The sequence below is a fragment of the Streptomyces sp. PSU-S4-23 genome (assembly GCF_055632315.1).
The window spans coordinates 6,268,974-6,281,379 of record NZ_JBVMUU010000002.1 but is presented as its reverse complement, the minus strand read 5'-3'; the positions used below and the strand labels follow the sequence as shown (position 1 = coordinate 6,281,379).

Sequence of the window (12,406 nt, the reverse complement as noted above, 5' to 3'; positions counted from 1 at the left end):
GGCTCGCGGCCTAGGATGACCCACTTCCCGGCTCGCCCCGCGGTCACCGCCCCACCGGGACCGCCCGACCCCGCGCCGTCGACCTCCCCCATCCGCGGCGCCGTGACGATGGACTCCCAGACCTCACAGTCATCACAGGCACCTCAGTCACCTCAGTCACCTCACTCACCTCATACGTTTCAGGTCGACCTGCGCGGTCTGGTGGACCTGCTGTCCCATCACCTCTACTCCAGTCCCAAGGTCTATCTGCGCGAGCTGCTGCAGAACGCCGTGGACGCGATCACCGCCCGCCGGGCCCGGCAGCCGGACGCGCCCGCCACGGTCCGGCTGTACGCCGAGGGCGGCACCCTCCGTGTCGAGGACTCCGGCATCGGGCTCACCGAGTCGGACGTGCACAGCCTCCTCGCCACCATCGGGCGCAGTTCCAAGCGGGCGGACGGGCTGCAGGAGGTCCGCTCCGACTTCCTGGGGCAGTTCGGCATCGGTCTGCTGGCGTGTTTCGTCGTCGCCGAGCGCATCCGGGTCGTCAGCCGCAGCGCCCGCACGCCCGACGCGGCGCCCGTGGAGTGGACGGCCTCCGACGACGGGTCGTACGTCGTGCGGACCCTGCCGCACGACGCCCGGCCCGAACCCGGGACCACCGTGCACCTGGCGGCGCGTCCGGGCGCCGCCGACTGGCTCTCCGCGGACCGGGTGCGGTCCCTGGCACGGGACTTCGGGTCGCTGCTGCCGTACGACGTCCGGGTCGGCGACGAGCCGGTCACGGACCTGCCGGCACCCTGGGACCGCGCGTACCCCTCCCCCGCCACCCGCAGGGTGGCCCTGGCCCGTCACTGCCACGACCTGTTCGGCTTCACCCCGCTGGACACCATCGACCTGGACGTACCGCTCGCCGGGATCCGGGGCGTGGCCCATGTGCTGCCCAGCGCGGTCAGCCCGGCACAGCGGGCCAGCCACCGCGTGCACCTGAAGGGCATGCTGCTGACCGAGCGGGCCGAACAGCTGCTGCCCGACTGGGCGTTCTTCGTACGCTGTGTGCTCGACACGGACAGCCTGCGGCCCACGGCCTCCCGCGAGTCGCTGTACGAGGACGAGACCCTGACGGCCGTGCGGGAGGCCCTCGGCGAGCGCATCCGGTCGTGGCTGACCGGGCTCGCGGCCGGCGACCCCGAGCGCCTCGCCGCCTTCCTGTCCGTGCACCACCTGGGGGTGAAGTCGCTCGCGCGGCACGACAAGGAGATGCTGCGCACGATGCTGCCGTGGCTCCCCTTCGAGACGACGGACGGCCGGCTGTCCCTGGAGGAGTTCGCACAGCGGCACCCGCTCGTGCACTTCACGCGGACCGTGGAGGAGTACCGGCAGGTGGCCCCGATCGCGTCCGCGCAGGGCGTCGGCGTCATCAACGGCGGCTACACGTACGACAGCGAGCTGGTGGAGGCGCTGCCGTCGGTGCGCCCGGGGACGGTGGTCGCGGAGCTGGACGCGGACACCGTGACCGCGCATCTGGACGCCGTCGACCCGGCCGAGGAACTGGCCCTGTCCGCCTTCCTCGGGGCCGCGCGCGCCCGGCTCGACCCCCTGGGCTGCGATGTGGTCCTGCGCGCCTTCCACCCCCTGTCCGTGCCGGCGCTGCACCTGGACGACCGGGCGGCCCGCCACGAGCAGGCCCGCGCCGAGGCGGAGGAGCAGGCCGACGACCTGTGGGCCGGCATCCTGGGCTCCCTGCGGGGCAGCGCACCCCGTGCGCGCCTGGTCCTCAACCATCTCAATCCGCTGATCAGGAGGATCGGCGCGCTGGGGGACCCGGAGCTGATCGGCACCGCCACGGAGTCCCTCTACGGGCAGGCGCTGCTGATGGCCCAGCGCCCGCTGCGTCCCGCCGACTCCGCGCTGCTGAACCGGGCGTTCATCGGCCTCCTCGAGTGGGCCACCCACACCAACTCACCGGAGGGCGGTTCCCGATGAGCGAGGTCATGGACTTCGAGTCGCTGCGCCGGGCGATGGCGGACAACTACGACCAGCCGGAGGGCCCGGCGCGCAACGCGCGTGCGGAGCAGCTGCTGGTGGAGGCCGAGAAGCTGGACATCCCGCTGGCCGTGATCGAGGCGCTCGGACACCAGCTGAAGGTCTACAACTACAGCTCCGAGAAGGACAAGATGTTCGTCCCCTTCGCGCGGCTGCTGCGCATGTGGGACGAGCGCCCGGAGGACTTCGACGAGTACGAGGTGCACTCGCTGCACTGGGTCTTCAAATGGATGTCGGCGGGCATGCTGGGCCAGCCGCACATCCCGCTCGCCTCCATCGAGAAGTGGCTCGGCGAGATGGAGCACCGCTACCGGCTCGCCGGGCACTCCGAACGCGCCGTGCGCAGCGCGGAGTTCAGCGTCGCCGCGCACATCGGGGACCTGGAGCGCGCGGAACGGGCCTATGCGGCGTGGCTGGCCGCCGACCGTGACGAGATGGCCGACTGCCACGCGTGCGAGCTGCACGACCAGGGCTGGTGGCAGACGCGCAGGGGCGAGGACGAGCGGGCGCTGGAGCTGTGGCGGCCCGTTCTGGAGGGCGAGTACGTCTGCGCGCACGAACCGCACGCCGTGCTGGCCTCCTCCCTGCTGCCGCTGCTGCGCCTGGACCGCCCGGACGAGGCGCGGGCACACCACCTGCGCGGCTTCCGGCTCGTGCGGGCCATGGAGAGCATGCGCGGCTCGTACGCCGACCATGTGGAGTTCTGCGCGCTGACCGGCAACGAGGCGCGCGGGCTCGAACTGCTGGCCGAGCGTCCGGCGTACTTCACGGACTCCGGGGAGCCGCGCAGCAAGCTGGACTTCCTGGCCGTGGTGGCGCTGCTGATGGGGCGGCTGGTCGAGCGGGGGCTCGGGGAGCGCACGGTGCCGGGGCCGGCGGGCCGGGAGTGGACCGCCCGGGAGCTGGCCGCCCACGCGCGCGGTGAGGCGCTGTCGCTCGCCGCCCGCTTCGACGCGCGCAACGGCACCTCGTACGTCAGTGAGCGCACCCGGGAGCGGATGGACCGCCGCCCGCTGGTGGACCGGCTGCCGCTGGGCGTGCGCGTGGTGCGGGCGGCGCCCGTGGCGGCGCCGGCGCCGGCCGCGCCCGCCCCGGAGCGCGGCCTCGTGGAACTGCTCGCCGAGGCCCGGCGCCTGTCGGACGCCCTGCACCCGGCGTCCATGGACGCGTGGGCCGCGGTGGCGCGGGCCGCGGCCGCGGAGGGCACGGAGCTGGCCCCCCGCGACCAGGCGGACCTGGCCGACCACGAGGCGCTGAGCCGCGGCCCCGAGGGCGCCGCGCTCTTCGACCGCGCGGCCGGGTTGTACGAGGCGGCGGGCGACCCCGGCGAGGCGCTCGCGGCACGCGCGCGTGCCACGTTCGTCCGCGCCCTGACGGGTGAGGCCGACGATGGGCCGGAGACCGTCGCCGGGCTGCGCGAGCGGGTGCTCGCGCTCTTCGAGGAGGGCGCGACGGAGGTACGGCCGACGGCGTCCGTGCTCGTCGGGCGGGCCCGCATCCTGATGCACCGGCTGCGGGAGGACGAGAGCGTCGCTCAGGCCGCCGAGGAGGCCGTGCGGGAGCTGCTGGCGTTCGCCGAGCCGCACACCTGCGATGTGCGCCTCGCGTCCCGGGCCGCCGAGGCGAAGGCCATGCTCGGGGAGCTCGCGGGGCGCGCCGGGGACGCCGAGGCGGGCGCGGAGCTGCTGGCGCGGGCGGCCGAGGAGTACGTGGCGGCGGGCCTGCCGTGGTTCGCGGTGGAGCACGAGGCGCGGCTGGCCGGGCTCGCGCGGCAGCTCGGCGACGCGGAGGGGGCCGAGCGGGCGGCCCGCGCGGCGCTGGAGCACGGCCGGGAGCATCTGGAGCCGCTCGGACAGGCGCAGCTGCACCTCCAGCTGGCGGAGGTGCTGGGGGCTTCGGGGGAGTTCCCGGAGGCCGCCGAGCACGCCCTGGAGGCCGCGCACTGGGCCGACGAGGCGGGCGAGGGTCCGACGCTGGGCGCGTGGGCGCGGTATCAGCTGGGCGGATTCCTGCTCCGGCAGGGCTGCTTCGCGGAGGCGGCCGAGGTACTGGAGTCGGCGCTGCCCGATCTGACGGCCGAGACGCACGGTGACGGGGCCGTCGTGCAGACGCAGTGGTGGCTCGGCGACTGCCACACGGAGCTGGGCGAACACCGGGCGGCGGCCGAGCGGTGGCTCAGGGCCGCGGAGATCGCCCGGCACTGGCCGGAGCAGCGCGATCACGCGATGCTCGCCCACCTGGCCGCCGAGGCGCTGGGCCGCGCGGAGCTGCCCGCGGAGGCGGAGCGGGCGTACGCGCGCGCCGGCGACCTGTGGCGGGAGCTGGGCAACACCCACGGCCTGGTACGCGCCCTGCGCGCCCGTGCGTGGCTCGCGGCGCGCGGGGAGGCGGGTCTGGAGGCGGCGCGGGAGCTGATGGCGCAGGCCGCACAGGAGTGCGTCTCGGCGGCGGCGTCCGCGGCGGACGACGGCGCCCGCGACGGCCTGCTCACGGAACTCGGGCACACCCACCGCCAGTTCGGCGACCTGATCGCCCGCTCGGCCGGTGAGGACGCGGACGAGGAGACGATGCGGACGGCCTTCGACGAGGCACTGAGGCATCTCACGGAGGCGATCGCGGCCTTCGAGTCCGCCGGCCCGGGCGCGCGTGACGCCCGTACGGGCGCGGAACTGGCGGCGGGCTGGCTGGAGGCCGACCTTCGGCGCCCGGACGCGGCGTCGGCACGCGCGCGTGCGGTGCTGTCCGCCTACGAGGACGCGGAGGCCGACGGCGACGCGGAGGCCGACGGCGACGCGGAGACGGCGCGGGCGCGGCGGGCGGAGGCGGAGCGGATGCTGGAGCTGATGGCGGCCCACCGGGAGGAGTGAGGTCCGGGCCGGGTGCCCTCGGCGGCGAGCGGACGGTGCCGCGTCCTCCGGCTCCCCTCGCCGCCACCCGGCTTCCGCTTCCCTCCGGCCCCCCTCGCCGCCACCCGGCTTCCGCTTCCCTCCGGCCCCGCTTCACCGGCCTCCGGCGGGCCTCACTCGACGCCGATCAGCAGCAGCGCCCCCTGGCGGCCGCCCCGGTACACCACCGTGTCGACCGCCAGGTACGCCTCGCGCACCCGGGCCTCCAGCCGCGCCGCGGCCGACTCCGGGGCGCCGTCGCCCAGGACGAGGGTGACCATCTCGCCGCCCGCCGCCAGCATGCGGTCCAGGACCGCCTCGGCCGTCGCCGTGACGTCGGAGCCGATGACCGCGACGTCGCCGTCGATCAGGCCGAGCACGTCGCCGGCCTGGCAGATGCCGGCCGTCGTCCAGGACTGGCGCTCCGCGACGGCCACCTCGGCGTACCGCGTGGCCCCCGCCGCCGACGTCATCGCCACGACGTCCTCGTCGAAGCGCCGCTCCGGCTCGTGCACGGCCAGCGCCGCGATCCCCTGCACCGCGGCCCGCGTCGGGATCAGTGCCATCCGGACGCCCTCGGCGCGCGCCTGCTCGGCCGCGGCGGCCGCGGTGTGATGCAGGTCCGCGTGGTTCGGCAGCAGCACCACCTCGCGCGCGTGCGCCCGCCGCACCGCCTCCACCAGTTCCCCGCTCGCCGGCGGCTCCCCGGGCCGGGCGAGCACGGTCGTCGCCCCGGCCTCCTGGTACAGCCCGGCCAGTCCCTCCCCCGGCACCACGGCCACCACCGCCCGCCGGACCCGCTCCCGCGGCGGCCGCACGGCGCCTGAGGTGTGCACGTCCCCGGCGGCGAAGTGCGTGATCCGGATCCGGTACGGCCGCCCGGCCTCCACCCCCGTCTCGACGGCGGCGCCCGCGTCGTCGACGTGCACATGGACGTTCCACAGCCCGTCACCGCCGACCACGACCAGCGAGTCCCCGAGCGCGTCGAGCCGCTCCCGCAGCCGCACCACGGCCGCGTCGTCGGCCTCCAGGAGATAGACGACCTCGTACGCGGGCCCGCCGCCCCCGTCCCCGGGGAGGTCCGCGCACTCCTGGGCCGCGATCGAGGCGACCACGCGCGCGTGGACGTGCCGCATCGACCCCTCGCGGGCGTGCGGCGCCTCCCCCGTGAGCGTCTCCACCAGGGCCGCCAGCACGGCCACCAGCCCCTGGCCGCCCGCGTCGACCACACCGGCGCGCTTGAGGACCGGCAGCTGCCCGGGGGTCGCCGCGAGGGCCGCGCGCGCCCCCTCGTAGGCCGCCCTCGCGACCGACCCACAGTCGCCCTCGGCGCCGGTGACCGCGTCGGCTGCGGCGGAGGCGACGCTCAGCACGGTGCCCTCCACGGGGTGCGCGACGGCCTCCCGCGCGGAGTCGGCGGCCCGCCGGAGGGCGAGCCGCAGGCCCTGTGCGCCGCCGGGTGCGCTCTCGCCGTCGGCGGAGAGCACCTGTGCCATGCCGCGCAGCAGCTGCGCGAGGATCGTCCCGGAGTTTCCGCGGGCCCCGATGAGCGCGCCGTGCGCCATGGCCCGCACGGCGTCGGCCAGCGTCGGGCGCCGCACCGCACCCGCGGCGCCCGTCTCGTACCCGGCGAAGACCGCCTCGACGGCCGCGGCGGCCGACTCCACGGTCAGATAGAGGTTCGTGCCGGTGTCCCCGTCGGCCACGGGATAGACGTTGATCGCGTCGATCTCCTCCCGGGCCCGCCCCAGCGCCTGGAGCGCGAGACCGCACCAGGTGCGCACCGCGAGAGCATCCAATGGCTGCGGCACCTGCGCCACCTGCGCCTCCTCGAGCTGCTGGACGTGGAGCAGCGTAGACCCAGAAGGGCTCCGTACCGGAAGAGGGCCTGACGGGGCCCGGCACGATGTGACGGGGCGGGCCGCCCCCGAGGGCCGGAGCGGGGGCCCGGTCGACCGTGGTAGTTTCGTTCCACGGGCGCAGCCGTTGTATGCTGCTCCGGTTGCCCGATCCAGATCGGGCCTTCCCCCCGGCAGCGCCACTCAGATCCCACGATCTCGATCCCGGCGTGCCGGGATCAACCGTAAGTGCATCTGAAGTCTTTGGAGTGACCCGTGGCTGCCAACTGCGACGTCTGCGGCAAGGGGCCGGGCTTCGGCAACAACATCTCGCACTCGCACCGCCGTACGTCCCGCCGCTGGAACCCGAACATCCAGCGTGTGCGTACCGTGGTGGGCGGGACGCCGAAGCGCGTGAACGCCTGCACCTCGTGCATCAAGGCCGGCAAGGTCTCGCGCTGACGCAAGGCGGCGCGCGGCCCGCTGGTTCGCCGCACTGAGCCGGTCCACGGACGTGGGCCGGCTTTTTGCTGTGCCCGCGCGGCGCCGCCCGACCGCGCCCCGCCCGGCCGCGCCCCGGAACGGTGGTGGGTGCCTCCCTGCTCCCGCCGGGAGGCACCCCCGCCCGCGGCCGCGCCACGGGCCCCTACGACTCGATGTCCGCGAAGTGGTCCCAGCCGCCCCTGCTGGTCCACGGCGCCCCGTCGACCGTCACCTGGGGCAGCGCCGACGGGTTGAGCACCTCGCCGATCACCTTCCAGCGGGCGGGCAGCTTCACGTCCGGCGGGAAGGTCGCCACGATCGCATGGTCCTCGCCGCCCGTCAGCACCCACTGGATGGGGTCGACACCCACGGCCTGCCCGATGTCGTTCATCTGGGACGGGATGTCGATGGCGCCGGAGCGGATGTCGATCCGTACCTTGCTCGCCTCCGCGATGTGCCCGAGGTCGGCGATGAGGCCGTCGCTGACGTCGCACATCGCGGTCGCGCCGAGGCCGGCGGCGGCCGGACCCGCGTGGTAGGGCGGCTCGGGGCGCCGGTGCGCCTCGACGAAGGCGCGCGGCGAGCGGAAGCCCCGGGAGAGCACCGCGTGCCCGGCCGCGGACCAGCCCAGCCAGCCGGTCACCGCGACGACGTCGCCGGGCTGGGCTCCGGCGCGGGTGACCGGCTCGTGGTTGCGCAGATCCCCGAGCGCGGTGATCGAGATCATGATGGTGTCGCCGCGCACCACGTCGCCGCCGACCACCGCCGCGCCCGCGACCTGGCACTCGTCGCGCAGGCCGTCCATCAGCTCGGTGGGCCAGGTGGCGGGCAGTTCGGCGGGAACGACGAGACCGAGCAGCAGCGCGGTCGGCACGGCGCCCATCGCCGCGATGTCCGCGAGGTTCTGCGCGGCCGCCTTGCGCCCGACGTCGTACGCCGTGGACCAGTCGCGGCGGAAGTGCCGGCCCTCCAGAAGGATGTCGGTGCTCGCCACCACCCTGCGGTCGGGCGCGGCCACCACCGCGGCGTCGTCGCCGGGCCCGACCCGGACCGCCGGGGTGGTGGTGAGCCGGGAGGTGAGCTCCCTGATGAGCCCGAACTCGCCGAGCTCGCCCACGGTGCCCTTCATCGTCGTAGGTCCCCTTCTCTTGCCTGCCGGGCCCGGTCGCGAGCCGTCATCGTGGTGGATACGGTCGAGTCGACCGTCAACTTGTGTCGCCGGTGTTCCCCGGCGATCACGCCACAGCCCCCGCGGGTCTCCCCCTGGCGAGCGGCGGCGCGATACCGTGGCGTCCCTTCTCCCCCCATGATCCTCGTGGCCGCCCTGGAGGTTCCGTGGTACAGGCGTACATCCTGATCCAGACGGAGGTCGGCAAGGCGTCGACCGTCGCCGAGACGATCAGCAAGATCCCTGGGGTCATCCAGGCCGAGGACGTGACGGGTCCGTACGACGTCATCGTGCGCGCCCAGTCCGAGACCGTCGACGAACTCGGCCGGATGGTGGTGGCGAAAGTCCAGCAAGTGGACGGCATCACCCGCACCCTGACCTGCCCGGTGGTGCACCTGTAGCCCCCGTCTACCCTTGGCCGGTGACTTCTTTCCGCCGCCGGCTCCATGGACTGCCCGCCCTCGCTCTGCTGATCGCGGCGGCGGGCTGCTCCTCAAGCGACGACAGCCCCTCGGCCGCGGTTCCCACCCCGGACGCGAAGGTCACGAAGCTGTGCCGGAACCTGGACAAGGTGCTGCCGCGGAAGGTGGACGGCCTCAAGCGGAACGATCCCGAGCCCCGGTCCGCGCTCACTGCGGGCTGGGGAAGCCCGGCGATCATACTGCGTTGCGGAGTGGCGAGACCCCCGGAGATGAGAGACCCGGAGGCGGACGGCGTGGAGGTGAACGGCGTCGGCTGGCTGCTGCAGAAGCGGGACGACGGCTCGTTCCGCTTCACCACGACCCTGCGCAGGGCCTATGTCGAGGTGACCCTCCCCGAGGAACGCACCGGCGACGGGCTGGCCCCGCTGACCGACCTCGCCGGTCCCGTCAAGAAGGCGATCCCCGAGGGGATCGCCTTCTGAGGGGGACGCGCTTCAGCGCAGGCCCGTCGAGCGGTTCAGCGCCGCCTGGATCAGGCGGTCCACCAGTTCCTGGTAGCCGATCCCGCTCGCCTGCCACATCTGCGGGTACATCGAGATCGGGGTGAACCCGGGCATCGTGTTGATCTCGTTGATCACGAACTCGCCGTCCTCGGTGAGGAAGAAGTCCGCGCGCACCAGTCCCTCGCAGGAGGCGGCCTCGAACGCCCCCACCGCGAGCCGCTGGACCTCGGCGGTCTGCTCCTCGGTCAGCGGGGCGGGCACGATGCCGGGGGTGGAGTCGATGTACTTGGCCTCGAAGTCGTAGTACGCGTGCGCGTCCGGCGGCGGGATCTCGGCGGGCACCGAGGCGCGCGGCCCGTCCTCGAACTCCAGGACGCCGCACTCGATCTCGCGGCCGCGCACCGCGGCCTCCACCAGGATCTTCGGGTCGTGCCGCTGGGCCTCCGCGATCGCCTCGTCCAGATCCGCCAGACCGTCGACCTTGGTGATGCCGATCGACGACCCGGCGCGGGCGGGCTTCACGAACAGCGGCCAGCCGTGCTCGCCCGCGAAGTCGACGATCTTCTTGCGGGCGGCGGACTCGTCGCGCTGCCACTCGCGCGGCCGGATCACCACGTAGGGCCCGACCCTGAGCCCGAACGAGGTGAACACGTGCTTCATGTACTCCTTGTCCTGGCCCACGGCCGAGGCGAGCACACCCGAACCCACGTACGGGACGCCGGACAGCTCCAGGAGCCCCTGCAGGGTGCCGTCCTCGCCGTACGGGCCGTGCAGCATCGGGAAGACGACGTCGACCTCACCCAGCGCCTTGGGCACCGAACCGGGCTCGCCGTAGACGACTTCGCGGCTCGACGGGTCGACCGGCAGGACCACTCCGCCCTCCTGCGACTCGGCCAGGTCCTCGACGCTGGGCGTACGGCGCTCGGTGATCGCCATGCGGTCCGGTTCGTCGGCGGTGAGCGCCCAACGGCCGTCCTGGGTGATCCCGATCGGCAGGACGTCGTACTTCGTCCGGTCGATGGCGCGCAGCACCGCGCCGGCGGTGACCACGGAGATCCCGTGTTCGGAGCTGCGGCCGCCGAAGACAACGGCAACGCGGGGCCTGCGAGGCGGCTGCTCGGGGCTCTTGGGGAGGTTCTCGCTGCTCATATCGCGTTGAGCGTACCCGGTGGCAGAGCCCTGAGACAGCGTCCGTCTCCGTGAGTGGGCCGAAGGGACGCCCCGGAGGCGAACGAGCCGGGAACGGGGCCCGGCGTGGCTCAGCGTCGTTCGGGTTTCGCGCTGCGCGACATGAGCTCCTTGAGCGCGACCACCGGCGGCTTTCCCTCATGGACGATGCCGACGACCGTCTCCGTGATGGGCATGTCGACCCCGTGCCGGCGGGCCAGATCCAGCACGGACTCACAGGACTTGACGCCCTCGGCGGTCTGCTTGGTGACCGCGATGGTCTCCTCCAGGGTCATGCCCCTGCCGAGGTTGGTGCCGAAGGTGTGGTTGCGCGACAGGGGCGAGGAGCAGGTGGCCACCAGGTCGCCCAGGCCCGCGAGCCCGGAGAAGGTCAGCGGGTCGGCGCCCATGGCGAGCCCGAGCCGGGTGGTCTCGGCGAGGCCGCGGGTGATGAGCGAGCCCTTGGCGTTGTCCCCGAGGCCCATGCCGTCCGCGATGCCGACGGCCAGGCCGATGACGTTCTTGACCGCGCCGCCGAGTTCGCAGCCGACCACGTCGGTGTTGGTGTACGGCCGGAAGTACGGCGTGTGGCAGACGGCCTGGAGCCGCCGGGCCACGGCCTCGTCGGTGCAGGCGACCACGGCGGCCGCCGGCATGCGGGCGGCGATCTCCCGCGCCAGGTTGGGCCCGGTGACGACGGCGATGCGTTCGGGGCCGACCTTGGCGACGTCCTCGACGACCTCGCTCATCCGCATGGCGGAGCCGAGTTCGATGCCCTTCATCAGGGAGACGAGGACGGTGTCGGGCGCGAGCAGCGGCGCCCATTCCGCGAGGTTCCCGCGCAGGGTCTGCGAGGGGATCGCGAGTATCGTGAAGTCGGCGTCGCGGGCGGCCTCGGCGGGGTCCGTGGTGGCCCGCAGGTTCTCGGGGAGTTCGACGCCCGGCAGGTAGTCCGGGTTGGTGCGGGTGGAGTTGACGGCCTCGACGAGTTCCGCGCGGCGCGCCCACAGGACGACCTCGCACCCCGCGTCGGCGAGCACCATGCCGAAGGCCGTTCCCCAGGATCCCGTTCCGAAGACGGCCGCCTTGACCGGCTTGCTCACTTGTTCTCCCCCTCTTTGCGCCGCGGCCTGTGCCGCTCGGCGGCCCTGCGGCGCTGTTCGATGCGCACCTCGCGCGGATCGTACGGCTTCTCGGGCGCCTTCTCGCCGCGGATCTCCTCCAGCTGGCGGGTGATGGCGGCCATGATGGCCTCCGTCACCTCCTTCAGCAGCTCGGGAGTCATCTCCTTGTCGTAGAAGCGCGTGAGGTCCACGGGCGGGCCCGCGAGCACGTGGTGCGTCTTGCGCGGAAGGAGGTGGGGCTTCTTGGCGTACGGAGGCAGCAGTTCGTTGGCGCCCCACTGGGCGACGGGGATCACGGGGCACCTGGTCTGCAGGGCGACGCGGGCGGCGCCGGTCTTGCCGGTCATCGGCCAGCCGGCCGGATCACGGGTGAGGGTGCCCTCGGGGTAGAAGGCGACACACTCGCCGCGCTCCACGGCGTCGATCGCGGCGCGGAAGGCACTGAGCGCGTCCGTGCTCTCCCGGTAGACGGGGATCTGCCCGGTGCCGCGCATCACGGCGCCGACCAACCCCTTCTTGAAAAGCCCGGCCTTGGCGAGGAATCGCGGAACGCGCCCGGTGTTGTACTGATAGTGCGCGTAGCCGAACGGGTCCACATGGGAATTGTGGTTCACCGCCGTGATAAATCCGCCGTCGGCCGGAATGTTCTCCATTCCGCGCCAGTCCCTCTTGAGCAGAACCACCAACGGCGGTTTGCAGAGGACCGCTGCGAAGCGGTACCAGAAGCCGATTCTGCGGCGGGGCACGCGGACACCTTCCTCTAGGGACCCGGCACGGGGGCCTGGCACTGG

General features: G+C 73.7%; 10 protein-coding genes. 5 read left to right on the top strand and 5 right to left on the bottom strand.

The genetic code is table 11. The annotated features are described in order from the left end of the window. The first annotated feature begins 108 nt into the window (after positions 1–108). Positions 109–1,965, top strand: a complete 1,857-nt coding sequence (locus ACZ79I_RS28685; RefSeq protein WP_471505294.1) for an HSP90 family protein — start codon at positions 109–111, stop codon at positions 1,963–1,965. Continuing rightward, positions 1,962–4,892 carry a tetratricopeptide repeat protein gene (locus tag ACZ79I_RS28680; RefSeq protein ID WP_471500809.1) on the top strand — a complete coding sequence of 977 codons (2,931 nt, stop codon included), beginning with the start codon at positions 1,962–1,964 and terminating at the stop codon, positions 4,890–4,892. The genes ACZ79I_RS28685 and ACZ79I_RS28680 overlap by 4 nt, the downstream gene beginning before the upstream one ends. A gap of 152 nt (positions 4,893–5,044) precedes the next feature. Here ACZ79I_RS28680 and ACZ79I_RS28675 read toward each other — a convergent pair whose 3' ends face one another. Continuing rightward, complete coding sequence (locus ACZ79I_RS28675; protein WP_471500807.1) at positions 5,045–6,730, bottom strand: DAK2 domain-containing protein; 1,686 nt, start codon at positions 6,728–6,730, stop codon at positions 5,045–5,047. 294 nt (positions 6,731–7,024) lie between these two features. On the opposite strand from ACZ79I_RS28675, the gene rpmB reads away from it, so the two are divergent. Then, a complete protein-coding gene (rpmB, locus tag ACZ79I_RS28670; RefSeq protein ID WP_003993230.1) occupies positions 7,025–7,210 on the top strand; it encodes a 50S ribosomal protein L28 in 186 nt (61 codons plus the stop codon). A 184-nt stretch (positions 7,211–7,394) separates the two neighbouring features. Here the strand turns inward: rpmB and ACZ79I_RS28665 are convergent, their stop codons facing one another. Next, positions 7,395–8,360: a thiamine-phosphate kinase gene (locus ACZ79I_RS28665; protein WP_471500804.1), complete on the bottom strand. Its 966-nt coding sequence runs from the start codon at positions 8,358–8,360 to the stop codon at positions 7,395–7,397. 206 nt (positions 8,361–8,566) lie between these two features. On the opposite strand from ACZ79I_RS28665, the gene ACZ79I_RS28660 reads away from it, so the two are divergent. Together ACZ79I_RS28660 and ACZ79I_RS28655 are read left to right on the top strand one after the other, a co-directional pair. Beyond that, positions 8,567–8,800 (top strand): Lrp/AsnC family transcriptional regulator, encoded by a 234-nt coding sequence (locus ACZ79I_RS28660; RefSeq protein WP_037654619.1) that lies wholly within the window; start codon positions 8,567–8,569, stop codon positions 8,798–8,800. Positions 8,801–8,820: 20 nt separating this feature from the next. After that, positions 8,821–9,303 carry a DUF3515 domain-containing protein gene (locus ACZ79I_RS28655; protein WP_471500802.1) on the top strand — a complete coding sequence of 161 codons (483 nt, stop codon included), beginning with the start codon at positions 8,821–8,823 and terminating at the stop codon, positions 9,301–9,303. A 12-nt stretch (positions 9,304–9,315) separates the two neighbouring features. Here the strand turns inward: ACZ79I_RS28655 and ACZ79I_RS28650 are convergent, their stop codons facing one another. The 3 genes from ACZ79I_RS28650 to ACZ79I_RS28640 form a co-directional block, all read right to left on the bottom strand. Beyond that, the gene (locus ACZ79I_RS28650; protein WP_471500800.1) at positions 9,316–10,473 is read right to left on the bottom strand and encodes a D-alanine--D-alanine ligase family protein; all 1,158 of its coding nucleotides are present in this window, start codon (positions 10,471–10,473) and stop codon (positions 9,316–9,318) included. 110 nt (positions 10,474–10,583) lie between these two features. Further along, entirely contained in the window at positions 10,584–11,594 is a 1,011-nt protein-coding gene (locus ACZ79I_RS28645; protein ID WP_471500798.1) for an NAD(P)H-dependent glycerol-3-phosphate dehydrogenase, read from the bottom strand. Next, positions 11,591–12,361 carry a lysophospholipid acyltransferase family protein gene (locus tag ACZ79I_RS28640; RefSeq protein WP_471500796.1) on the bottom strand — a complete coding sequence of 257 codons (771 nt, stop codon included), beginning with the start codon at positions 12,359–12,361 and terminating at the stop codon, positions 11,591–11,593. Before ACZ79I_RS28640 ends, ACZ79I_RS28645 begins: the two co-directional genes overlap by 4 nt. Between the last annotated feature and the right edge of the window lie 45 nt (positions 12,362–12,406).